Annotated in this window: 18 protein-coding genes and 1 CRISPR repeat array; of the genes, 4 read left to right on the top strand and 14 right to left on the bottom strand. The window is 60.4% G+C overall.

Annotated elements, in window-relative coordinates:
* Positions 1–2 precede the first annotated feature (2 nt).
* On the bottom strand, positions 3–1169 hold the full coding sequence (locus Q0X18_RS13945) for an aminotransferase class I/II-fold pyridoxal phosphate-dependent enzyme (RefSeq protein ID WP_297563478.1): 1167 nt from the start codon (positions 1167–1169) through the stop codon (positions 3–5).
* 343 nt (positions 1170–1512) lie between these two features.
* On the opposite strand from Q0X18_RS13945, the gene Q0X18_RS13950 reads away from it, so the two are divergent.
* Positions 1513–1749 (top strand): hypothetical protein, encoded by a 237-nt coding sequence (locus Q0X18_RS13950; protein WP_297563479.1) that lies wholly within the window; start codon positions 1513–1515, stop codon positions 1747–1749.
* Between the two features lie 46 nt (positions 1750–1795).
* Positions 1796–8235: direct repeats of the CRISPR family, unit length 29 nt; unit sequence CGGTTCATCCCCGCGGGTGCGGGGAATAC.
* Positions 8236–8255: 20 nt separating this feature from the next.
* On the opposite strand, the gene cas2e is transcribed toward Q0X18_RS13950, so the two are convergent.
* The 13 genes from cas2e to Q0X18_RS14015 form a co-directional block, all read right to left on the bottom strand.
* Complete coding sequence (gene cas2e, locus Q0X18_RS13955) at positions 8256–8636, bottom strand: type I-E CRISPR-associated endoribonuclease Cas2e (RefSeq protein WP_297563480.1); 381 nt, start codon at positions 8634–8636, stop codon at positions 8256–8258.
* Positions 8590–9552 (bottom strand): type I-E CRISPR-associated endonuclease Cas1e, encoded by a 963-nt coding sequence (gene cas1e, locus Q0X18_RS13960; protein ID WP_297563481.1) that lies wholly within the window; start codon positions 9550–9552, stop codon positions 8590–8592. The genes cas2e and cas1e overlap by 47 nt, the downstream gene beginning before the upstream one ends.
* Positions 9553–9555: 3 nt before the next feature.
* Entirely contained in the window at positions 9556–10221 is a 666-nt protein-coding gene (gene cas6e / locus Q0X18_RS13965) for a type I-E CRISPR-associated protein Cas6/Cse3/CasE (protein WP_297563482.1), read from the bottom strand.
* A complete protein-coding gene (cas5e, locus tag Q0X18_RS13970) occupies positions 10208–10927 on the bottom strand; it encodes a type I-E CRISPR-associated protein Cas5/CasD (protein ID WP_297563483.1) in 720 nt (239 codons plus the stop codon). The genes cas6e and cas5e overlap by 14 nt, the downstream gene beginning before the upstream one ends.
* Complete coding sequence (gene cas7e / locus Q0X18_RS13975) at positions 10927–12192, bottom strand: type I-E CRISPR-associated protein Cas7/Cse4/CasC (protein ID WP_297563484.1); 1266 nt, start codon at positions 12190–12192, stop codon at positions 10927–10929. The genes cas5e and cas7e overlap by 1 nt, the downstream gene beginning before the upstream one ends.
* Positions 12189–12791, bottom strand: coding sequence for a type I-E CRISPR-associated protein Cse2/CasB (gene casB / locus Q0X18_RS13980; RefSeq protein ID WP_297563485.1), 603 nt, complete (start codon positions 12789–12791; stop codon positions 12189–12191). The genes cas7e and casB overlap by 4 nt, the downstream gene beginning before the upstream one ends.
* On the bottom strand, positions 12788–14302 hold the full coding sequence (casA, locus tag Q0X18_RS13985) for a type I-E CRISPR-associated protein Cse1/CasA (RefSeq protein WP_297563486.1): 1515 nt from the start codon (positions 14300–14302) through the stop codon (positions 12788–12790). Before casA ends, casB begins: the two co-directional genes overlap by 4 nt.
* Positions 14303–14319: 17 nt before the next feature.
* Complete coding sequence (gene cas3, locus Q0X18_RS13990) at positions 14320–17016, bottom strand: CRISPR-associated helicase Cas3' (protein ID WP_297563487.1); 2697 nt, start codon at positions 17014–17016, stop codon at positions 14320–14322.
* Between the two features lie 3 nt (positions 17017–17019).
* Complete coding sequence (locus Q0X18_RS13995) at positions 17020–18015, bottom strand: YafY family protein (protein ID WP_297563488.1); 996 nt, start codon at positions 18013–18015, stop codon at positions 17020–17022.
* Positions 18016–18598: 583 nt separating this feature from the next.
* Entirely contained in the window at positions 18599–19648 is a 1050-nt protein-coding gene (locus tag Q0X18_RS14000; RefSeq protein ID WP_374707539.1) for a LysM peptidoglycan-binding domain-containing protein, read from the bottom strand.
* 68 nt (positions 19649–19716) lie between these two features.
* Positions 19717–20883, bottom strand: a complete 1167-nt coding sequence (locus Q0X18_RS14005; RefSeq protein WP_297563490.1) for a cation:proton antiporter — start codon at positions 20881–20883, stop codon at positions 19717–19719.
* Positions 20883–21053, bottom strand: a complete 171-nt coding sequence (locus tag Q0X18_RS14010) for a CBS domain-containing protein (protein ID WP_297563491.1) — start codon at positions 21051–21053, stop codon at positions 20883–20885. The genes Q0X18_RS14005 and Q0X18_RS14010 overlap by 1 nt, the downstream gene beginning before the upstream one ends.
* Positions 21054–21116: 63 nt before the next feature.
* Positions 21117–21338 (bottom strand): CBS domain-containing protein, encoded by a 222-nt coding sequence (locus tag Q0X18_RS14015; RefSeq protein WP_297563492.1) that lies wholly within the window; start codon positions 21336–21338, stop codon positions 21117–21119.
* Positions 21339–21505: 167 nt separating this feature from the next.
* Between Q0X18_RS14015 and Q0X18_RS14020 the strand changes: the two genes are divergently transcribed.
* From Q0X18_RS14020 to Q0X18_RS14030, 3 genes are all read left to right on the top strand, one after another.
* Positions 21506–22753 carry an S-layer homology domain-containing protein gene (locus Q0X18_RS14020; RefSeq protein WP_297563493.1) on the top strand — a complete coding sequence of 416 codons (1248 nt, stop codon included), beginning with the start codon at positions 21506–21508 and terminating at the stop codon, positions 22751–22753.
* 92 nt (positions 22754–22845) lie between these two features.
* Positions 22846–23271 carry a hypothetical protein gene (locus Q0X18_RS14025; RefSeq protein WP_297563494.1) on the top strand — a complete coding sequence of 142 codons (426 nt, stop codon included), beginning with the start codon at positions 22846–22848 and terminating at the stop codon, positions 23269–23271.
* Between the two features lie 156 nt (positions 23272–23427).
* Positions 23428–24654: a DNA polymerase gene (locus Q0X18_RS14030; protein WP_297563495.1), complete on the top strand. Its 1227-nt coding sequence runs from the start codon at positions 23428–23430 to the stop codon at positions 24652–24654.
* Positions 24655–24746 lie beyond the last annotated feature (92 nt).

Here is a 24746-nt window from a genome sequence, read left to right on the forward strand (position 1 = left end):
CTTCAATCTGTAACCACGCTGCGCATGAAGGCCCCGATCTGCTGGGCCGCCCGGCGCAGCACCGCCTCGGGCTGCACCAGAGCGAAGCGCACATACCCCACCCCTCCTGGCCCAAAAGCCCGTCCCGGCGAAAGGGCCACGCCGGTCTGGGCCACCAGGGCTTTGGCAAAGGCCAGGTCGTCCAGGGCCAGGCTGGAGGGCAGCCGGGCCCACAAGTACATCCCGGCCTCGGGGAGCGGCACCGTCCAGCCCTGCTGGGCCAGGGCCTCCACCATGGCTGCCCGGCGGCGGGCCCAGGTCTGGGCGTCGGCCTGCAGGCGGGCCTGGGGTACGGCCAGCGCGGCCATGCCCATGCGCTGGATGCCCAGGTACTGGTTGAAGTCAATGGGGGCTTTGAGGGCTTCCAGGCTGGCGATGGCCTCGGCGTTACCCAGGGCAAAACCCAGCCGGAAACCGGCCAGGTGGTAGCTTTTGGAGAAGCTAAAAAGCTCCACCACCCGCTCCCGCCCTCCCGGCAGGGCCAGGGGCGAGGGGGTGGGTTTCAGGGCCTGGTCGAGGTAGGGGTTGTCGTGGATGAGCAGCAGGTCGTAGCGGCGGCAGAACTCGAGCGCCTCCGCAAAAAATTCCTCCGAGGCCAGGGCCGCGGTGGGGTTGTTGGGGTAGTTGAGCAGCAGCGCCTTAGCCCGCCGGGCCACCGCCTCCGGTACGGCCCACAGGTCGGGCAGCAGGTGCTCGCCCAGCGGCATCAGGTGAACCTCGAGGCCCGCCACCTTGGCCGCTCCAAAATAGGAGGGGTAGGCCACATCGCACATCAGCAGAACCTCGCCGGGGTCGGCCACGGCCATCAGCAGATGGGCCAGTCCCTCCTGCGAGCCAATCAGGCTCAGGGCCTCGCGCCGGGGGTCGAGCTGCACCCCGTAGCGCCGGAAGTACCAGTCGGTGGCGGCCTCGAGGAAGGGCAGGGTGCCCGACTTGAGGCAGTAGCCGTAGCTCGAGGGGTCGTCTATGGCCTGTTTGAGGGCCTCCAGGGCCTCTGGGGGCGGGGGCAGGTCGGACGCTCCAATCGAGAGATCCACCACCTCGAGGCCCTGGGCGCGGGCCTCGGCCTTGGCCCTGTCCATCTCCAGAAAAACTCCTCCACCGGTGGGGGTGCGGCTCGAGCGAAACATATGGGTTCTACCATACCGCAAACCGCTCAGTGGTACCTCGAGTGGTTTTCCAAACACCCGGCGGCCTAGCAATACGCCTGTGCGCAGCTCAGGAGCTTCGACCCCTCCTGGTTTGCTATAATGTAGGGGCTGCCCGGGAGTTTACGTGACAACTAACAAGCTAACCGTCGCAACCCTGAACGATCACCATCTATTCGTTTTGGCGCGATGGCTGTTATACATAGGAAGAGTTTGAGCAGCTCTAGCTGTAACCAATCGAGGCTTCTGGCGGAGATTACGAGGCACTTAATTGCGGTGCGTATGTTGAACCCGAAGACTGGTTTCTGAATAGCTTGAGGTAGTTATGGCTCCCCACCCGATATCCGAACTGTACGACGAAATGTACATCTTGTACCGGGAAGGCCGCTATACCCGAGAGGACTTTGAGCGGCTCTGGCCGCAAATGGTGGAGATTGCCCGCAAAAATAACGACTGGGATTTGCTGAGTACAGTTCGGCTGCTTACTCCCCAGGAGTGGCTCCGGGATGCGTGGCAGAAGGTGCTAGCTGAAAGCCGCGCAGCAGAAAAAAGTCCCGCATAATCGAGCCAATCTCGCCAATCCATACCCTGACCCCAATCGGGGCCCACGGCTCATCCCCGCGGGTGCAGGGAATACCTGAGATCAACGCGGCCTATGCGATGGCGCAACGGTTCATCCCCGCGGGTGCGGGGAATACTTCACTTGACACCCGTTTTGACGCTGAGTATACGGTTCATCCCCGCGGGTGCGGGGAATACTTAGGCTTCGTTGAGGGCCTCGAGCAACTGCTCGGTTCATCCCCGCGGGTGCGGGGAATACGTGGGGCCGCCCGAGCCGAGCGGTACAAGTCCCGGTTCATCCCCGCGGGTGCGGGGAATACGCCCCCAGGGGGAGCACCCGGCCCACCCCGGTCGGTTCATCCCCGCGGGTGCGGGGAATACAAGGGTATGACGAAACGGATGCCCGGCGTGCTCGGTTCATCCCCGCGGGTGCGGGGAATACCCTGATTGATGGCCGCTAGCGCTTCCGGTAGGCGGTTCATCCCCGCGGGTGCGGGGAATACAGGGGTATGCGTTCACCTGTGGGCCTGGACTCCGGTTCATCCCCGCGGGTGCGGGGAATACGGGCCAACTGGTTGGCGCACCATCGGATGGAGCGGTTCATCCCCGCGGGTGCGGGGAATACACAACAACAATCAGGTAACGGCTCAGGACGTGCGGTTCATCCCCGCGGGTGCGGGGAATACCCACCCGTAGTATCAATTACCATGGGCAACCGCGGTTCATCCCCGCGGGTGCGGGGAATACTTGAATGTCCTCCGGCCTGAACACATCGCCCCCGGTTCATCCCCGCGGGTGCGGGGAATACAAGCTGGCCTTTTCGGCCAGAGAGGCGATGAACGGTTCATCCCCGCGGGTGCGGGGAATACGCAGCATTTTGATTCCCCAGGTTTGCCCCCGGCGGTTCATCCCCGCGGGTGCGGGGAATACTGCTCCCGCGAAACCTGTCCGACAAACTCGCACGGTTCATCCCCGCGGGTGCGGGGAATACTTGCTGCTGGCTCTGTGCCTGCGCCTGCCCAGCGGTTCATCCCCGCGGGTGCGGGGAATACATCGGGCCATCGAAGCTGGCCCCCTTGTAAATCGGTTCATCCCCGCGGGTGCGGGGAATACAGAACATGCAGGGCCAGCTACGCGACCCCGTGCGGTTCATCCCCGCGGGTGCGGGGAATACCCGGAACCACAGACTCAGAGATGCTGCAGCGGCGGTTCATCCCCGCGGGTGCGGGGAATACGTATCGGCTGGACTCGGGCGAGACCCTGCTGCACGGTTCATCCCCGCGGGTGCGGGGAATACGTTCGATTGACGCGGGTTGGCCTATGTTGCTGGCGGTTCATCCCCGCGGGTGCGGGGAATACCAACGGGCTGCCGAATCGCTGATATTGTCCACCGGTTCATCCCCGCGGGTGCGGGGAATACTTCGCCATGTAGTGCGTCTGCACCAGGTACTTCGGTTCATCCCCGCGGGTGCGGGGAATACGCGTTGCCACAACCGGCGTGGCCGCTCTGCGCCGGTTCATCCCCGCGGGTGCGGGGAATACGTCATCCTCAGCGGGCGCCTGCCCGTCTGGCCGGTTCATCCCCGCGGGTGCGGGGAATACTCATGTCCTCAAGGTGGCGGGCCGGTTTGTGGGCGGTTCATCCCCGCGGGTGCGGGGAATACGGCAAGGTGGCCCTCGTGCTCTTCCTCCAGGGCGGTTCATCCCCGCGGGTGCGGGGAATACTGGGATGGCAAGGACTCCGGCGGGTATCGTGACGGTTCATCCCCGCGGGTGCGGGGAATACGCGTAGACGCCAACAGTCCAGGCGCACCCACGCGGTTCATCCCCGCGGGTGCGGGGAATACATGAAGCGCGTACCATTTGGGCCTGGCGCTAGCGGTTCATCCCCGCGGGTGCGGGGAATACGTGCCGTATTCTGCAACATCCCGGATCAGCCGCGGTTCATCCCCGCGGGTGCGGGGAATACTCCTACAATCGTAAAAAATTACGAAAGCTCTTCGGTTCATCCCCGCGGGTGCGGGGAATACGAGGACACGCGCCTCATTCTTAGCCGTGGGATGCGGTTCATCCCCGCGGGTGCGGGGAATACTGGCTCAACTTCTCGCCCTGCCCCCCCAAACCCGGTTCATCCCCGCGGGTGCGGGGAATACGCATGGGGCCCCCGCTAGACGGAACACGTAACCGGTTCATCCCCGCGGGTGCGGGGAATACTTGCCGTCTGGCTGCCGATGGATTTGACCGGCGGTTCATCCCCGCGGGTGCGGGGAATACGCCAGCGGTCGAGCTCCCCCAGGTCGTAGAGCGGTTCATCCCCGCGGGTGCGGGGAATACGAATGGCTGTATAGATACTGCAGAATGGCAAACGGTTCATCCCCGCGGGTGCGGGGAATACAGCTTCTCGATTCGGCGCTTGAGGGTGGTTGTCGGTTCATCCCCGCGGGTGCGGGGAATACTCGGCGCTGGCGGACACCGTTCAAATACACGGCGGTTCATCCCCGCGGGTGCGGGGAATACGTGGATCAGGTACGTGCGCTCATCGTCAACTATCGGTTCATCCCCGCGGGTGCGGGGAATACAACAGTTTGAGCAGTACGCCGAGGAATACGGCCGGTTCATCCCCGCGGGTGCGGGGAATACGGCCTACTCATCAGCAGGATGGGGAAATTAGCGGTTCATCCCCGCGGGTGCGGGGAATACGTCTGGCTGGCCCCGAACACAGCGCCGGTGTAGGGTTCATCCCCGCGGGTGCGGGGAATACGCTATCTAGGCGCTGATTGGCTGCTATTTGGCCGGTTCATCCCCGCGGGTGCGGGGAATACGTTAGGGGGTGCTCAAAGCTGAATTCCTCGTCCGGTTCATCCCCGCGGGTGCGGGGAATACTGGTGGATGATGCCGAGATTGGCCTGAATCCGCGGTTCATCCCCGCGGGTGCGGGGAATACTCCCTTGATCTGCTCCCGAATCGAGGCCAGGTCGGTTCATCCCCGCGGGTGCGGGGAATACGTGGCGGGAAAGGCTCTTCCGCAGGCAAGCTAGCGGTTCATCCCCGCGGGTGCGGGGAATACGGCTTTTCGCCATCCGCAAGCGCCGGAGCGAACGGTTCATCCCCGCGGGTGCGGGGAATACGCCCCTTGGAGGTTGTTCTGCCATTCATACGCCGGTTCATCCCCGCGGGTGCGGGGAATACTTGCGAGGCTTCGTAAATTTTTACGATGCCCTCGGTTCATCCCCGCGGGTGCGGGGAATACGCCGAGCGCTCGGAGCGCGGCCACGCCGATGCCGGTTCATCCCCGCGGGTGCGGGGAATACCGCACCGAGTGGCAGGCCGATGACAACGCAGGCGGTTCATCCCCGCGGGTGCGGGGAATACGTCACGAGTCCTCGGGCCCTCGCCCACGTACCACGGTTCATCCCCGCGGGTGCGGGGAATACGCAACTCCTGAAGCTGCTCAAGCCGGGCGACCTGCGGTTCATCCCCGCGGGTGCGGGGAATACGGTTCGGCTTCTTCAAGGCGCTTCTGAAAAAACGGTTCATCCCCGCGGGTGCGGGGAATACAGTTCTGCGTCCAGTGTGCTGTACTCATCGAGCGGTTCATCCCCGCGGGTGCGGGGAATACGAAGAAAAGCAGTTGATTGACGAGACTAAAAACGGTTCATCCCCGCGGGTGCGGGGAATACGCATACCCTGCTACACCTTGCAAGCGTTTACCCGGTTCATCCCCGCGGGTGCGGGGAATACGTTGCGAGGCTTCGTAAATTTTTACGATGCCCTCGGTTCATCCCCGCGGGTGCGGGGAATACGCCGTCAAAGCTGGGCCGTGGGTTGGCCCCGCCGGTTCATCCCCGCGGGTGCGGGGAATACTTTTCTGCGCCCCTGGCTGGCCGTCCATGATGTCGGTTCATCCCCGCGGGTGCGGGGAATACGAGCGCCGCTGAACCGCCCGAGCGGTTTCCTCGGTTCATCCCCGCGGGTGCGGGGAATACATGTGCTCGATGGTTCCTACTGCCAGGTTTGCCGGTTCATCCCCGCGGGTGCGGGGAATACGAGTTGGCCGATCTGCTGGAGTCCGGGGTGATCGGTTCATCCCCGCGGGTGCGGGGAATACGGCTGTAAGCAAATTTGCAAGCTCATGGCGGTCGGTTCATCCCCGCGGGTGCGGGGAATACAACCGATTCAATCTGGTGGGGGTTTCCGTGCTCGGTTCATCCCCGCGGGTGCGGGGAATACTTATCGCGCGCCCAGTAGCGCACCGCATCCTGCGGTTCATCCCCGCGGGTGCGGGGAATACTGGCGCAACGCCGAGAAAACCGCCCGCCAGACCGGTTCATCCCCGCGGGTGCGGGGAATACATCTGTAACAGACCAATAGGCGTAGCAACATCCGGTTCATCCCCGCGGGTGCGGGGAATACCTCCGTGCGGTAAGCCTTCGGGCGGCCCCAGGCGGTTCATCCCCGCGGGTGCGGGGAATACGCAAATCTAGCTCCTGAAGCTGCAGTTCCAGCGGTTCATCCCCGCGGGTGCGGGGAATACTCGGCGCTGTAGCCGATGGCCTCGAGGCCCGTCGGTTCATCCCCGCGGGTGCGGGGAATACGATCGTTGTCGCTCAGCGCGGCGCGCTCCTGCGGTTCATCCCCGCGGGTGCGGGGAATACACGTTCCCGCCGCTGTGGCCAAAGGGCGCCCGCGGTTCATCCCCGCGGGTGCGGGGAATACGCGCTCGATCTCGACCGTGATCGGGGTCCAGGCGGTTCATCCCCGCGGGTGCGGGGAATACGGCTTGCAAGACGCGCTCAATGTACCGGGGCACGGTTCATCCCCGCGGGTGCGGGGAATACGAGCGCTGGGGAGGTGGAGGTGGCAGCTTAACGGTTCATCCCCGCGGGTGCGGGGAATACGCACTGCTTGCCAGAATACACGTAGCCGCACTTCGGTTCATCCCCGCGGGTGCGGGGAATACGCGCTTGCTCCGCAACCCTTCACAGCGCCACGCGGTTCATCCCCGCGGGTGCGGGGAATACAATGGCAGCCACCCCGCGATGGACTGGCGCAACGGTTCATCCCCGCGGGTGCGGGGAATACCTCACGGAGGGGATATTGACCAGGGCGGAGAGCGGTTCATCCCCGCGGGTGCGGGGAATACGATACCCCGCTCGTCCACCTCCACCACGTACCGCGGTTCATCCCCGCGGGTGCGGGGAATACGCCCCACCCCCAGTGGCGGTGGTGGCGGCGATCGGTTCATCCCCGCGGGTGCGGGGAATACCAAGTTCCACCCTGAGCGGCGCTGGCGCTTCGACGGTTCATCCCCGCGGGTGCGGGGAATACGGCTGAGTAAAATCTAAGTTGGAAACAAATTCCGGTTCATCCCCGCGGGTGCGGGGAATACAACGGCAGCCACCCCGCGATGGACTGGGCCAACGGTTCATCCCCGCGGGTGCGGGGAATACGAGGGCTGGAAGGCCGAGAACGGCTTCACGGACGGTTCATCCCCGCGGGTGCGGGGAATACGGCCTCTAATCGCCGAACTCAAGCGGCGTAGCCGGTTCATCCCCGCGGGTGCGGGGAATACGTCAGGGGGCCATCAATGACAACCTTCTTCCCCGGTTCATCCCCGCGGGTGCGGGGAATACTTGGGAAGCGCAAGGGCAGCCGGGTCGGTGGCGGTTCATCCCCGCGGGTGCGGGGAATACGCTGGTGGGCCACCCTGGAGCTTGGCCGGGAGCGGTTCATCCCCGCGGGTGCGGGGAATACTATATGGCTAGACAGCAACTAACCGACCTGGACGGTTCATCCCCGCGGGTGCGGGGAATACGCTGATCAAGCCCGATCCGGCCCCGACCAGGCCGGTTCATCCCCGCGGGTGCGGGGAATACCAGGGAGTCGTCGAAACGCTGAAACGCGTTGGCCGGTTCATCCCCGCGGGTGCGGGGAATACGACCCACGCAACCCCTTCATGGCCCATCTGCACGGTTCATCCCCGCGGGTGCGGGGAATACACCACCTCACCGGCGAGGGTGCGTGCATATGCCGGTTCATCCCCGCGGGTGCGGGGAATACGGAAGGCTTGTTACGAATCCAGAAAGACTCTTCGGTTCATCCCCGCGGGTGCGGGGAATACTCTGAGTGGTTTGACCTCGAACACGTGGCTTGCGGTTCATCCCCGCGGGTGCGGGGAATACCTTCTCCAGGCCCGCTACGACCACCAGAACCGCGGTTCATCCCCGCGGGTGCGGGGAATACGGTAAGGCAAAGCTGGCCGCGTCAAAAATCTGCGGTTCATCCCCGCGGGTGCGGGGAATACGTGTTGATGAGCTGCTCGGCCTGCTGGAGTCGCGGTTCATCCCCGCGGGTGCGGGGAATACTTCTGCACCCCCACGACCACCCGAGAGCCGGTCGGTTCATCCCCGCGGGTGCGGGGAATACTCCGGTCATCGCCCTTTTTCTCCAGCCAGCAACGGTTCATCCCCGCGGGTGCGGGGAATACACTTGATTCTAACAGCAAAACTAGCCGCTCGAGCCCCCGGAAGTGTCAGAATCCCGAGTCTGATTGTCAAGATTCGCCCCTGGGTTGCTTTTTCTGCTGCGTTTTTGGTGCATGCGCTCCCACTCGGCGTTCTTCACGGCCACCAGGGTCAGACCGTCGAAGTCTACGAGGGTGCGGGTGGTGTCGCCATGGGTTCGGATAGCAAAGCCCTGTTCGTTGTTGGTGCGGTAGAGCAGACAGCAGCGGCCAGCGGTTTTTTTGGCGACGCACTTTTCCCAGAGCAGGTCGCGCACCAGCGCCGAAACGCTGCCCACGAACACGCCGGTGCTCACCTCGAGCATCCAGCGCGAAAGCTCACCCCTCAGGGTCTTGGGTACCTTCTCCAGGACGATCACTACCATAGGCTATCCCACCTGGAACCGGGCCGTCGGGATCCCATAGCTCGCCCGGCGCCGCGGGGTCGGCAGCGTAGGGGTCGGGGGTCTCGAGAGCATCGAAGAGGCTGTGCAGGTCGGAGACGATGCGCTCGAGCAGTTTGACCTCTTTTAGCTGCTCGCGCAGGGTGTGGCGCACACGGCGCTCGACGCCCACCTCCGATTCGGCAACCACCCGGAAGGCGGTGGGTATGAGGGTTTCGGCCTTATAGATATCGGCCACGTCGTAGACGAAGGAAAGCTGCTTGCCGGTGTGGATGAAGCCCAGGGCCGGGCTGTAGCCAGCCGAGAGGATGGCGGCGTGGGCCAGGCCATACAGGCAGGCTGCCCCGGCGGAGAGGGCGCGGTTGATGGGGTCGGCGGCGGCCCAGTTGCCCCGCTGGTAGTTGCGGCCCTTCCACTCCACGCCGGTCTCGCGGCTCCAGCGGGCGTAGGTCTCGCGCACCCGCACCCCTTCCAGGCCCCGGATTTGCTCGAGGGAAAGCTCGGGCGACAGCGGCTCGGGAAAGCGCAGCCGGTAGAGGCGTTTGACCACCTCGAGGTGAGCCTCGGGGTCGGCCCAGGCCCGCACCTGGCGCATCAGGTTGGCGCTGGAGCGGGTCTCCCCCATCCCGCTAGCGTAGAAGCGCACCATCTCCTCGCCCACCCAGAACACCGAGCAGCCGTTGTTGGCTAGCTGGCGTATGGCGGCGTGGGTGATGGAGGTGCCAGGGCCCAGCATCAGCACCCCCAGCGCCGCCGCCGGGATGGCTACCACCCCTTCCTGGCTGTAGTAGGCCACCGCCTGGTCTTGCTGCTCGAGGCGGCCATGCTCCAGGTAAAGATACGAGAGCCCATCGCGGAATTTGGGGAGTTCCTGGAGGTTGCGGGTCTCGTACTTCATGGCTCAGCCTCTAGCTATAGATAAAAGCCCCAGACCCAAGGCTTTAGAATGTCCCACACCGCTTTCGAGCAACCGAATGAACTCAGTGGTGTTGGTTATGCGCAGATGACCCTGATACAAGACGACCCGCAAAATCATGTGACTTTGCGTTTGCCGCTTCGATACCTTCCAAACCCTCGAGTCCAACACGTGGACACTAGGAATTCGAACCCCATCATCTGCGTCATGGTGCAGCAATTCAAACCCACCTTTCACCCCTTGTCGCTCGAGCCACGCAATCTGCTCATTCTCCTTGGCAATTCCTCGACGCTTACTTTTACCCGATTTTTCATCGAACTTGGTAACAGTTGGATTGGCTCTTAGCCTGAATCGGTAAACCCGTCCGGAATTAAGCCGTGAAATCAGAGTGTACGATTTATGATCTTTCTCTATCAGGTAGTCTTCCCAACCCTCACGCCCCAGCATCCGCGTCCAAGCAGGCTCGGTGCGGCTTTGCAATAGCACATATGGGGGATCATGGCGTGTTCCTTCCTCGAGCCGCCAAAGGAAGCGCTCCTTTTTAGGGTTTTCAAACAGCCAGCACAATGTAGAGTGCATCTCGTAGGGGTTCTCGAGGTCTGCCCTTGCCCGAGCATTCTTTAGGTTCAGGACTAGTTTAGAGAGGTACATCTTTTAGCTCCTCTCCCCAGGTTTGAGTTCTGGAATAGACCAACCGTGCACCAAACTGGCGCTTGGAAAAAGCATCTATTGGCACATCATTACGGATTTTGCCCTCACTGGCCTCTATCTCGTAACGAACTTTTTGGGGAGTGGGGCTTGTAAGTCGCGTGTGGCTCTGGTCTAGCAAATACTGATAAGAAACCAACGCTGCAAGCAGACTTGTGTTTTCCTTTAGGCCGTCTTTCAGCCACACCGAAGGGCTGGGCACATAACCCTTGCGGCCCAAGAACAAGGGCCAGGTTGGGTTCCTTAGGGCTGCATGAGCCTGCTGCAACATCTCCAAATCCTCACCCTCCAAACCCACCAAAAAAACGGCATCGGCAAGGTAGTAGCGCCGAGATTGCACCGTGTTATCTCTTTGATCTACCTTGCCATCTTTGGATTTCATTACCCCCATTGCAGTTTGGTAGTCGTAAGCGCGGGTTCCCTCGCGGTCTACTCGAACGCCCATTCTGAGCCCTGAAAGCTGCTTTAGAGTGGGTATGCTCGGGTTGAGTGGCTTATCCCACACCGACCGATCCACCCCCAAAGCAGCGCAAAGCAAACCCAGCACCCCACTTTTGCTTGGCTCGGGGAGGGTGTCTCGTTCGCTAAATCGGCTTTGAACGCCCCAGGATTGCATGGGGCCAGCCAGGCGAAGCAACAACGTATGCATTAGTCCTCCAAAATTGCTCGAGCCTTTGCTAAGGCATCGGCTATAGCTTGCTTAGCGGCTTTTGGCTCTCCAAATTTCGAGGTTAGATAGGGCGCAGCTTCTTTGAAGCGCGACCAAAAAAACACGCCATTGGTTTCATCGTAATTCTGATCCAACCACCCCCACTCCTTGTCCAGTTCAGAGATAGAGCGCTCAACATAGCCTTCAGGCCCTTTTGAAATAGGCCGCTCAAAGGCATTGGCGAGGTTGCGGGGCTGGGCATTGGCTTGAACACGAACTGCACCAAAGCTGGGCAAGTTATGGGCAGCAAAAGTGTTCTGTTTACCGCTGGGTACCGAATAGACAAAAGCTTTCAGGAAAGCCTCGAGGCCGCTTAAGGCTAGCTCTTTGTCAGGTACAACCTTTCCCTGCTCATCCTTGGCACCCCCAAGGTTTTCCGCGAGCTTGTCGAGGTTAATAACTGCATAGCGGTAATAGCAAGCGCTACCAAACTCCACTTCGCCAATCATGTCCGCCCCAGCTGTGTCTTCGGGCCTAAGGTCATCCACCGCGGTATAAAAGTCAAATTCTCTAGGCAGAGAATGGGTTGAAATTGCGTGGGCGAACTGACCAGAAGCATCTACATTTTTCTCGGGCAAATCGGCCAACATGCGCCCAAAAAGCGCCAGATCTACGGCCTTGCTTCCATCGAAAGCCTTCTCGAGTTTGTCCGTGAGCTCTTTGCCCAAGGCTCTCTTGACAACGTCCTTGAATTTGTCTTTGTTATCTAGCGCGCCCTTGTACTTTTTATCTGAACGCAGCTTCTCGCGATATTTCCTCACTTCTTCGCCCGCCGCCTTGGCAAGATTCCAATTCTCCGACAACGCTTGCACAACCGCTTCGAGGCGATCTTGTCCCATAAAAATGAGGTATTCAGACTTGAGCTGTCGATTGGCATAATCCTCTTCGCCTTTTGCTTTTTCCTCCACATGGAATGCGCCAGTAAGGGTCAGCACTGCTTCTGCAACCCATTGCGCCTCGTCCCCTTTGTGGCTAAGGCACTTGGTTAGTTCTTCGTGCAGACGCTTGGAGCGAACGGCTCGATTTTCAGGGGCCAGCAACTCGAGGTTTTTTACATAGTCCCGCATTGCTTTTTTCCAAGACTGGCTCGATATGCGAGCACGGCGCACACCGCCAAAGAGACAATCCTTGTGGCTACCGGTATCATCGCGGTTAAGCAGCGAGGGAACAAAGCTTTGCAGCAGGTGAATTTCCAATAGTTTCATAGCTCTTCTCCTTCCTGGTTCTCATCGTCTTGCGATTGCTCATCAAGGTTGCGGTAGTTAAGGGCACGGTAATACTGGCGTGACCAGCGATCTTTGGTGGCTTCGTTCCAATGCTCTAGGTCTTTGAGCAGGCTGGCCCAGTCAATCTTTTTTTCCTTGAGCAGCCGCGACCATTGGCGCAGAACATACCCCAGTTCCTCGCGCTCACAGTCCAATAGGTATAAAAAACGTTTCTCGAGGCTGCTAATCTTATCTGAGTCTTCGCTGTCTCTGCGTTTATCTTTTGTGACTTCACCTGCGGCTTTGGCAAAACTGGTTTCGGGCCAGTCATCGTCCGCGGCAAGTGCTGCAAAGTCGTCACTTTCGGGGCCGGTGTAGCGCTGGGCATATAAGCCTGCTACCCAATAACGACAGAAGTTTTGCCAATCCTTACCCTCTTCGATATACCGGATAAGATGGCGCGTAGCTTGGGGCGGGTACTTGGCCTGCTTGGATAGATATACATCTGCGGATTCTCGCAGCGTCATGCGCAAGCCCGCCCTAGCACTCCGCTCCTTTCGGCTCAACTCTCGAATAAAACCTCTGTACATTTCACTCATGTTTTCACCTCCTGGGTCTTTAGGCCCAAAGTTAACAGCTCACGATGCAGCTTATCCTCACCCATTAGCACAGCGCGGCGCTCGAGGGCGCTATTCCCAATCGCCCGACGTGTAAGGTTGTAAGCCTGCCAAGCGGTATCAACCAAATTCTGAGTCCACTCGCGGTAGGGAACCTCTGGATCATCGGCTCTGCCTAGGCCGCTTAGAAAATGGGTAAACTCAACCTCGAGGCGAGACCAGTACACCCGCATTAGTGGTAAGTTATCCAGTACATCACCAGCCAATTCAGCATCGGAAAGCTCGCGGGCAAGAACGTAACCTGCTCCACGCAAGGCTTTTCCAATGTCCTCAGCTAATTGAGTGGCCTGTCCAATCTTGATGCGCTTCTGCTCATCAGCCAAGACGCTTAGCGGCAGTGGGTATACCTCATTGTTCCAAGCATCCACTACGGGTTTACCTGGACGGGCTACCTGACCCAAAATTTGCAGCCGCAACTCCCCTCGAGGCACTAGGTATGGCCTAAGTTCGTCATGGTTGACTTGTCGTAAAATCTGGGGCATCAAGTCTGCGTTAGGTGGAACCAGCGCCTGAAAATCCCTCCAGAAAGCCTTTTCGAGCGAAAACCTAACAGGTATCCGATCAGCATCCCCCTTTCTGGGTTTTTGGTAGGCTAGAGCAGGGTCTCGAAACACTCCCTTGGCTTGGAACCCTGAGGTATACATGATGGTTCTGACCAACCCATCCTCGGGAATCAGGCGAATTGCGCGGCTCTGCCAGGTATATAACCGCACCGGGCACACGTCCCCCTGGAGTGAACGGACTTGACCTTTTTGCAAAGTCTCGTAGGTAACCGCGGGTTCTTCCCAAGAGGGGGTGTCTTCCTCAACATCTTCTTCGTCCGTGTACCAAACCAGATTGGCAACTAGAGTCTGGAAAAGGTTCTCTCCCAAGACAAATACCAAAGCCCCACGAGGCGATGGGGCATCGGTGAAGTTCATCAGACCACCACCCGCCACCCCGCCACACAGCGAAAATGCCTGATGCGCCACCAACCACCGCGCTGCTTCGGCATAACTTATGGCTGGGGGCTGGTCATCAAGGGAATGATCAAACAAGGCCTTGTTGTTGCCACTCGAGCGCTCCACCGCCAGCTTGGCAATTGAGGTGCTTTTCAGCTTGAGGTCACCCACCTGAAAGAACGGCTCGGGGCCAAATAAGAAAAAACGCGAGGAGTATTTCTCGAGATATTGCTCCACAGCAGGCGAGAAGCACCCTTGCTCGAGCAATCGCTGCACATCCGATAGGCCGAGCGGCCCCTGTATGGCGCGATGCACAATCGCCAACAAAAGCCGGTACAGCGAAGCCACCACCAACGGACTGGCATCCTCAACCGCTCGAAGTTGGCGCGCACGCCTAAACAGCTCGCTAAGACCGACCATGTCAGGCTTCCCGTCCAAGGTGCGAACAAGAATCCAGCGCTCTTGGATTAAGTCAAACTCATGTTCTTGCAAAATGACCTCCTCGCATCTCATCTGCGTTCGTAAACCACACCCAGTTCATCATCAAGCCTCACCTCGAGTTGGCCGATCACACACCTTTTGTCTTCGAGCTCCAACACCCGCACATGCCGCAGCAATGCACTCTCCTTCCAACTTACTATGGGTTTATCCGCCAAATAATCGAATATTTCACGGTTGCTTAACACCACAGCGGTTCGAAGCAGTTCCTTTGCGTGGGCAAAAGTGGGCTCTTCCTCTAATGAAACCCGCACGCCCTGGAGGCTATAAAGTTTTCCCTCACGTCGCTCTAGCAACACTACAGTCACGCTGGGCTCGCCCAGACGGGTTACTGCCCGGAAGTTCTTGTTCAGTTGGGGGTTTTCATCATCGATTTTTCGGTCGTCATCTGGCACATGTTCAAAAAAACGCTCAGGCCGGATGAGGGCGCTATCTTTCGCCAGTCTGCGTTCTTTTTTTCGGTCTTCCTCGAGTTTTTCCATTGCCGCAGATAGGTCTTGCTCGAAGTCTGGCCCAAAACTGCCCTCGAGTTTTCCTTTGCCGTAAACCTTCTCGATCAGAGAGTGTTCTCCCTGCAAGTCATGGGGTAGGCTCAGCATCGCACCGGTGTTTAGGCGATGCCGCAAAACCGCCCAGGTTCGCAAAAGCGTTGCTCGGTCGTAGACCATGTGCCAGTAATAGAGGGTCAGGTCTAGGCTCGAGTAATCCTCAGCTAGACCTGACACATACAAAATAGGCTTAGCGTGGCTACCACGCAGAGTTCGCTCAAAAGCCTTGGGATCGTTATGGCGGTGCAAACGGCCCGCTCGTTGCAGGAGTAGATCTATGGGGCACAAATCGCTGACCAGGACATCAAAATCGGCATCTATAGATTGTTCAAGGGTTTGCGTCGCGATTACGATGCTCCTTCGCAAGGCTTTATTGTCTTTACCTAAATGATCAATAACCCAATCCTCAATCTCCTTACGCTGGTGTGCGGGGAATCGGGCGTGAAAAAGCTTCAACGTGGGTTTTTCGCTTTGTTCTGACAACCTAGCTTGTACCGCCTTATACAACGCTTGTGCCCGACTAACCGTGTTGACAATACAACCTATAGCCCCTCCACCCTGGCTCAACTCAACAAGTTTCTTAGCCAGCCCTTCCACTTCTAGTGGAGCAGGCTGAATGGAGTATTTCAGGGCTCGGGTCTCGAGACCCACAACCACCGCTTTCCCTTTGTCAGCCTTTGTAATTCGGGGGTATGGTGCATCTTCTTGAGGAATCTCACTATCCCAAGCTTTTAGCAGCCTGTGACGAACCTGCTCCGGCAAGGTGGCCGATAAAAGAATCACACTGCTATTCATGGCTTTGAGCCAAGCCAGCAGACGCTCAATCAAAGTTGAAGTGTAGAGTTCGTATGCATGAACTTCATCCAAAATTACAACTCGATTACCCAAACCCCACAATCGCACAAAGTGGTGTCCAACATTCAAAATACTCAACAGTGTTTGGTCTACAGTACCCACAGCGTGAGGAGACAGCAACCCGTGTTTGCGGTGGCTAAACCACTCATGCGCAACAACGCTTTGCTCATGTTGAGCTTCTTCTCCAATCTGCAAACGCATTTCCTCAAACCTTTTGTCGAGTAGAGCTGCCCCATGAATGAGTTGCAAGTCGGGGGGTCTGGTATATCCCAACTTACTCAAATATTTTTTCCCTACCCGCTCGAACATTGCATTCCCCGTGGCTTGCGTAGGGAGTGCCACGTAAAAACCGCGATGACCAACTTGGTTCTGAAGCATTAGACTCGCATATAACGCTGCTTCGGTCTTACCCGAACCCATCTGGTCTTCGATCAAAAGCAAAGTTGGCTGACTTTGGTTGCTAAGCAATTTCTGGGTATGGCCTTGCAATGGGCGTGGCGGGAAGCCAAAAAGGTCTTGAAAACCGATTGTGCATTTTTCCATTTGGGGCCATCCAATATCCTCGAGAGCTTGTCTAGCACAGTCCAAAGCCTCTCCATAAAAAGCCGCCAAATCCGTAGTTTGACGCTCGAACTTGAACCAGCGGATGTTGGAGCCAATCCAATCTGCAAAGCTGACCAGGCCTGCCAAGCGCATAAAAGCTTGTCCTGATAATTCAGCCCCCCTTGGAGGAGGATATTTCGATGCCTGAGTAAGGTCTAATACTTGCTTCAGAAGCCAGTGTTGTGCTTCTTCCCACAAACCTGAGCCTTTTCGCAACCGAGCATCGCGCTTTTCTTTCCCATCCGCTCTAAACCCGTGGTGCGCCCCTAGTGCATCAGCAATTTGACAGGCAGCTTTCTTAGGAATCTTCAAGACAACGAGCAATTCCTCAAGTAAGATTTGGCTCACCACCCCGTGTCCTGCAGCTTTACCCTGTACCTCTGATTCTTCCCATTCAAAGCCACCTTGCTCCAAAAGCTCTTTCCCTCGTTCACGCCCATTGCGCTTCCACTGCAATTGAAAGGCGGGAAAGGCTTTTCCAAGGTCGTGCAAACCACCCAGTGCTGCCAACCAGGGGATAACAGCGTCGGGCTCGAGACCCAAATCCTCAGCATAGAGTTTTCTTAGTTCCAATCCTTCACGCTCGAGGATAGCTTGTACACAAGCTGCAACATCGAGTAAGTGGGCAACAAGTGGCAGATGCAAGCCGTCGGTTCGCCCTCTATCGCTCTTGGCCCACAAAAACCTGGCGGGTTCATTCATAGGCTATTCTCCCAAAGCCGCCACCTGCCGCGCCTCCGAAAGCCACCGCTGCCGCAGGCGGGCCGGTTCCAACACCTCCACCCGAGGCCCCCAGCTCTGCACCCAGGACAAAAGCTCCAGGGGGAAGTTGTCGTTGTCGGTGCCCACGGTAATACAAACCTCGAGGCCCCCGTCGGGGAGCCTCGAGGCAATACGCAGGTTGGGGTAGCCGCCCTCCAAGATGCGGTAGGCGGCCTCGGGGCGGAAGCGAAGCCGAACCTCCACCGGCACACCGCCGCTGCTGCCCACCACCCCCCAGGCATTGGAGAGGTAGTGGCGGGGGTCGAAGTCCGGCGGGATGGTGTAGGCCCCCGGCTCGCCCACCGCCCGCACCCGGCGCATCCGGCTCAGCTTGTAGGTGCGCAGGGCCTGGTGGTAGCCGCGCTCGAGGCCAATCACATACATCCCCAGGTTGGTGCGGGCCACCTCGAGAAAGTAGACCTCGAGCACATTTTTGCGCGGGCGGCCCGAGCCCCCGGGCTTGAGGTAGTCGAACTCGATACGCTGGCGCTTGAACCAGGCCTCGGCCACCACGGCCATGGCCTGCCCTTCATCGCGGTGCTGCAGGGTACGGCGCTCGAGGTCTTCGGTGCTCTTGAGCGCCAGCTCCTGGGCCGGGGAGGGCAGCCGCCGGGCCAGTTTTTTGAGGGCCGATAGGTAGGTGGGTTCGTAGCCGGGGGTGTGGTGGTAGAGCATCCGCAGGGCGCTGTGCGTGACCAGGGCCTCCACCGGGCTCAGCTCGTGGCTTTGCAGCAACTGATACTGTGGGGAACGCCCCACCCTGCCCACCTCCACCGCCTGTAAGTCCTCGAGCAGGTAGCGCAGGGCCGTGCGCTTATGCACCCCCAGCACCTGGGCCAGCTCATGGGCCGTGTAGGGCCGGGCCGCCAGCAGGTCGCGAACCTCTACCAAACGCAGCGCCTTTCTGTAGTCGGCACTTTCTCGGCGTAGTTGACCCATATAGCTTTACCTACCCGCAAGTTTAGGTGCTGGCGTCCAGGTCTCGTCCAGATTGTCAGAACAGCTTTTATTTTGCTCATAAAATTTGATGGAAGTATACTCAGCTTTACCAGATTTTTCCTCATGGTAAACGCCGCCACGAGGTGAGGGTTACCAGAACTACCCGCCCCCACAACATTTGGGCCCACCGTCTACAACCCAATGGCCCGGCCTATTCCCCGGGCCGCCTGCCTGTAGCGCCAAGGCCAGCAGCACCAGCAGCAGAATTCCTTTTTTTAACCAACCAGATACCTTTTTGTGAATGCGGTGTTTGTTTTCCACGCCCGCCAGTGTGGGCCTCGAGCGTGACAGAACCTGTCTCGCATCTTCTGCAACCGAACAAATCCTAGGAGTTCGGGTTTATGCGCATTCCGGCAGTATCGTTCACTTTTGAAAGCCTAAACGATACTGCCGAAATGCTTTTCTACTCCCTTCGGTCGGCTTGAATCCTTCACCTATGACTACGCATGGCGGTGAAGGATTCAAGCGGAAACGGTATTACATCAGAACCCGAACTCGAGCCGGCCCTATTGTTTGTCGGTATTCAGGGGTGCACTGCCTGCAAGGCCTCCACCCGCTTGGCCCCGCGATAGACCCGCTTGTAGAAAGGGCTATCCAGGCTTTCGATCACCACCCGGCTGCCGTAGCTGTTGGCGTGGGCGAACACGCCCCGGCCCAGGTAGATACCCACATGGTCAATCTGGCGGCCCCCAAAGCTGAAGAACACCAGGTCACCCTGGCGCATCGCGCCCTGCACAGTGGTAAAGGCCGCCCACTGCTCGCGGCTGGTGCGGGGCAGCTTAATGCCAATCTCGGCATAGACCTGCTGTACAAACGCCGAACAGTCCACCGCGCGGTCGGAGTTGGCCCCAAACACATAGGGCAGCCCCAGGTACTTGAGCACCACCAGAATCAGGGGGTGGGTGGGGTCGTAGTCGGTGTCGGCGGGCTGGCTGGGCTGGGGCTGTGGGGTGGGTTCGGGTGCAGGCTGGGGGGAAGCTGGCGGCTGAGGTGGGGTGGGACTGGGGAGCGGGCTCGAGTTAACCAGATTGGCCGAGGAGCCCGCGGGTGGGGCAGGATTGGGGTTGGCAGGGGACGGGTTGGAAACAGAAGCCGATGGGTTTGCAGATGGGTTGCTGGGGGCCGCCACGCCCACCTGGGGAATCCGGAGCACCTGGCCGGGTGAGAGGCTGGTGCCCTCGAGGTTATTTTCCTGCTGGATGGCCTGCACCGTGGAGCCGTAGCGCCGGGCGATGGAAAAAAGCGTATCCCCCCGCTGAACGGTGTGTTGTACGGTGCGGGCTGGCAGTTGCAGCACCTGCCCTACGCTCAGGGTGGCCTCGCTCAGGCCGTTGAGCCGCATCAGAATTTCCACGGTGGTATCGTGGCGTTTGGCAATGGAGTACAGGGTATCGCCGCGCTGCACGGTGTAGGTGGGGCCGCTCTGGGCCAGCACCAGCGCAATAAACCAGGGCAGCACCGCAAAAAGAGCGGTCTTCAGAAAGAGCGGCCCTGTCGGAGCTATGAGGTGTGCTTTTACGGGCCTGTTTTTTGCCGCTGGGGGCAGCAATAGCGAAGGCCGCGATATGCGCATCACAGCGTAAGTATACGCCCAACCATGCCGGTTTTGCGTTCATGGACGATTAATAAAGGGTTTGAGCTTCAGCCTGAGCCCTCCGAGCCGGGTCGGCCTTCGGCCCAGGCAATGGCAGGCCGCAGGAAAAGCGGGGCCAGCAGGGTGGTGCCCACCACCATAAAGAGCACCAGGGCGTACTCTTCCTCGTTCACTGCCCCTGCCGACAGGCCCAGCGCGGCTACAATCAGGCCCACCTCACCCCGGGGGGCCATGCCGATGCCCACCACCACCGCCCGGCGAAGGCCCTGGCTCAGGGCCCCCAGAAATCCGCCCAGGAGCTTGCCCAGCAAGGCAATGAGCAGCACCCCGCTGCCCACCAGCAACACTTTGGCGCTCATCAGCGCGGCCAGCTCGAGCCTCACCCCCACCATGGCGAAGAAGATGGGGGTCAGAAACTGGCCCACAGATCGGGCGGGCTCCTCGATGGCCAGCTCCTCCCGCACCTCGGCCAGGAGCATCCCGGCCAGGAACGCCCCCACAATGGGGGCCAGTCCGATGGCCGCCGCCAGCGCCGCCAGGCCCACCCCCACCAAGAGGGCAAAGCCAAAGGGGTTACCCAGGGTAAAGTGCGGCAGCGAGACCCGCCGCAGCCAGGGCACCAGCAGCATGGCCCCGCCTACGAACAGGACCGAGAACAGGGTGATGCGCACCGCCACCGTCAGCTCGAAGGCGCCGTTTTGGGCCACCCCGTTCACTACCGCCAGCACAATTAGGCCCAGCACGTCGTCAATGACCGCCGCGCCCAGGATGATGCGGCTGTAGTTGCGCGAGAGCACCCCCAGCTCCAGGAGCACCCGGGCGGTAATGCCCACGCTCGTCGCCACCAGGGCCGTGCCCAAAAACAGCGCTGGAAGCTGCTCGAAGCCGATGCTGAGGCCAAAGAAATACCCCCCCACAAAGGGAAACAGCACCCCCAGCACCGCCACCAAGAAGGCTTCCTTGCCCACCGCCAGAATATCGCGCAGGCGGGTCTCGAGGCCCACCATAAAGAGCAGGAAAATGGCCCCCAGTTCGGCCAAAAACTCCAGGACTTCGCCGTCGTGTACCAGGCCCAGCACCGCAGGCCCCACCAGCAAACCAGCCAGCACCTCACCGATCACCACCGGTTGCTTGAGGCGGGCAAACAGCCAGCCCACCACCTGCGCGGCCAGCAGCAGAAAAAACACCTCGAGCAAAGGACTTGAACCGTGCATCAGCGCCCCCGCACAAACAAACGCAGGAAGTCGGAGCGGGTGAGGGTACCCAGCAGTTGCCGGCGTTCATCCACCACCAGCACCCGGCGGTACTGCCGATCCTGCAGCATCAGGCCCAGGGCTTTTTCGATGGGGTCGTCGGGCCCCACCATGGCTACGTCGGTACGCATCAAGCGGTGTACGGGGGTGTTTTTGTAGCGCTCGGCCAGCCGGTCGAAGGAGCCAGGATCTACCTACTCGTCCAGAAAGCGCAGGGCTTCCACGTCGGAAAACGGGACTTTCTGTGGCTCAGGCAGCATCTGGTCGATCTCGAGCAGCCCCACCACCACCCCCCCATCGTCCACCACCGGCAACCCCCCCAGGCGGTGCTCGAGCATGAGTTCAGCAGCCCTGTACAGGGTTTCGTCTTTGTGTACGGTGTAGGGACGCAATCCCATCAAATTTTTCACCTGCATGCTGGGATTGTACCCAAAAACCCCCGACAAAAGCTCAAAACATGAAATGGGTGATAAGGTTCCCAATTTCACTTATAGTCCAGCTACAATAGCCCCTCACCCTGGCTGCGTAGCGTAGGAATCGAAGCCAAATCGTTCTGGCTTCAACAGCCAAAAAGGAGGTTTATATGCGAAAAAGCCGTGTAACCTTATTAGGGTTGATACTGGCCGTATTTTTCGGTGCATTTGCCCACGCCCAGACCCAGTTCCGGGATGTTCCGGCCGGGCACTGGGCCCGCCAGGCCGTGGAGTTTGCCGTGCAGTGTGGCCTCATCGAAGGTTTCCCCGACGGCACCTTCCGTGGCAACCAGAACCTGACCCGCTACCAGGCCGCCCTGATTTTCTTCCGCCTGTACCAGACCAACCGCCTCGAGAACACCCGTCCCGAGTGCCGCTTGGCGGTTGAGCGGGGTGCACAGGAGGTAGCGCCCGAACTGCAGCAATTGCAGCAGCGTTTTGCAGCCCTCGAGCGCACCACCCAGGATCAGGCCGCCCGGCTGGCCGCGCTCGAGGCCGAGGTCAAGCGAGCCATCGAGACCAGCGAAAAGGCGGCGGCCCTCGAACAACGCCTGGCCGCCCTGGAGCAGCAAGTCCAGCGGCTGGCCCAGGCCCCGGCCCAACCTGCCCCCGCCCAGCCGGAAGGCCCCACCCCGGCCGAACTCCAGGCCCGCATCGCCGCCTTAGAGCAGCAGGTTCAGCGGCTGGCCCAGGCCCCCGCCACCCCCACCGCCACGCAGGATGCGGTAGCCCTCGAGCGCCGTATCGCCACGCTGGAAGAGCAGATTCGCAACCGTCCCGATGCCGCCCGCGTGGCTGCCCTGGAAGAGCAGGTGCGCGGCCTGAGCAACCAGGTCACCACCCTGCAAAACCAGGTGAACGAGCTGCGCCAGCAAGCCCAGCAACCCGCACCCCAGCCGCAACCCCAACCCCAGCCTGAAGTACGGCCAGTGGCCCCCGTCACGCCCCCGGCCCGCAACCTTTACTTTGGTGCAGGCGCCGCGCTTGGCATCATCCCGCAGCCAGCCGGTGGCATCTTCGATAGCAGCAACCTCAACCTTACCGGTATGGTAGGGGTGAAGAATGTGTTCCTGGGCTTCGGCCTGCGGGCCGGCCTGGATTACAACCTCAGCACCCAGGCCCTGGGGGTCGAAGGCTACCTGATGCGCCACTTTGGCAGTGGGCTTGTTAGCCCCTACCTGGGGGTGGGCGCCCGCTTCCTGCCCGCCCAGGCCAACCCCATCTACGGCTCCGCCGCCGTGGGGCTCGACCTCAACCTGTTTGGCCCCCTCGGTCTCTTCGTGGAGGGCAACCCCCGCTTCGAGAGCGGCGGCAACTTTGGCCTGGGGGCGCGGGCTGGCCTCAAGCTGAACTTCTAACGCGCACCCTTGAATAATAAGAGCCCTCGCCTCGGGGGCTCTTTGTTTTTTTGAACCACCAAGGACGCCGCCGGTGCCTATAATTCCCTAGGATGCGTGCTTTTTTGGGATGGTTCATCGTCGCACTGAGCGGGTTTTTTGTGGTGGCCGCCATCAGCGACCTGGTGTCGGGCAACTCGGGAGAAGAGGGGCCTGGGGTTCTGGCCGGCATGGCGGTGTTTTTCACCATTGTGGGGGTGCTGGGCTACCGGCTGGCAACCGCCAAAACCCCCCAAAGCGTCGCGCAATCGCCCGAGCAGCGCATTCTGGCCGTAGCCAAGCAGATGCAGGGCCGGGTCACCCTGGCCGAGGTGGTGCTGCACTGTCAGCTAGAAACCGAGCAGGCCCGCGCCCACCTGCGCGAGATGATACGTAAGGGGCTGGCCGAACTCCACCTCAGCGACCAGGGGGACGAGGTCTATATGTTCGCCGGGTTTGCGCCCGAGACCAAGGAAACCGCCAAAGACCCCTTAGACTGAGCGCCCAGTACGGCCCAAGCCGCCCCCAGCAAAGGAGGCCCACCCCAGATACCGAGGCTATTTGCCCTTGCAAAAACATGACGCTTGTATTATGTAATATACATAATCACCGAAATCCATTCGGTGTGTACCATCCCCCACATCCTGGAGGTTCGCATGGGCATCCACTACCTGTTTCTGGACATGAACGCTTTCTTTGCCTCGGTGGAGCAACAACTCCGGCCCGAGCTGCGCGGCAAGCCCGTGGCGGTGGTGCCCATGCTGGCCGAGACCACCTGCTGCATTGCTGCCAGCTACGAGGCCAAGCGCTACGGCATCAAGACCGGGACGCTGGTACAGGATGCCCGGCTGTTGTGCCCCAGGCTCGAGCTGGTCGAAGCCCGCCCCAGGGAGTACATTCGCGTGCACCATCAAATCCTGCAGGCGGTAGACAGCGTGCTGCCCGTCGAGGCGGTGCTCTCGATTGACGAGATGGTCTGCAAGCTAATGGGGCGGGAAAAGGAGCCCGAAAACGCCCTGCAACTGGGTAGGCAGGTCAAAGAGGCCATCTACCGGCGCGTGGGGGGCCAGCTTCGCTGCTCGGTGGGGCTGGGGCCCAACCGGTTTCTGGCCAAGGTGGCCGCCGAGATGCACAAACCCGACGGCCTGACCCTGTTGCAGCCCTCCGACCTGCCCCACCGGCTCTACTCGTTGCAGCTGCGCGATCTGCCGGGCATCGGCCCCGGTATGGAGCAGCGCCTGTTCAAGCACGGGGTGACCACGGTGGAGGGGCTCTACCGGCTTTCTGCGCTCCAGCTCGCCCAGGTCTGGGGCAGCCGGGTGCACGGCTTGGCCTGGTGGCACCGCCTGCGGGGCGCCGACCTGCCCGAGACACCCACAAGGCGGCGCAGCCTGAGCCACTCACACGTGCTGCCCCCGGCGCTGCGTAGCGAGGCCGGGGCCCGCGCGGTGCTCACCCGGCTGGTGCACCGGGCCGCCGCCCGGCTGCGCCACGAGGGCTACTGGGCGGGTTCGCTGGCCCTGTTTTTGCGCTTTCTAGACGGTGGCGAGAGTCGCAAATGGGAGGCCTGTATCCGCATCCAGCCCAGCCAGGACACCCTGACCCTGTTGCGGGTGGCCCTTGGGCTCTGGCAGCAGAAGCCCGAGGGCACCCCCTTCAAGGTGGGGGTCGCCCTGGGCCACCTGACGCCGGCGCTCGAGCTGAGTGAGCCGCTGTTTGAGTCCGAGCAAAAACTGGTGCGGCTGGCCCAGGCCATGGACAAAGCCAACAGCAAGTACGGCCCCCAGGCCCTCTACTTTGCCGGTATGCACCGCACCGAGCAGAGCGCCGTGACCCGCATCGCCTTTAATCGCATCCCCGACCTGGATTTGCCGGAGATATAGGACTTACTCGCAAGACTGTGTTTTCGGAGGGCTGGCGGCCCCGACGGGTCTCGCAATCAGGCGCATAATCGACACCCTGGCTTTGCGCTTTT

Origin of the sequence: Meiothermus sp., from assembly GCF_026004075.1 — a bacterium.
Lineage (GTDB): Bacteria > Deinococcota > Deinococci > Deinococcales > Thermaceae > Meiothermus.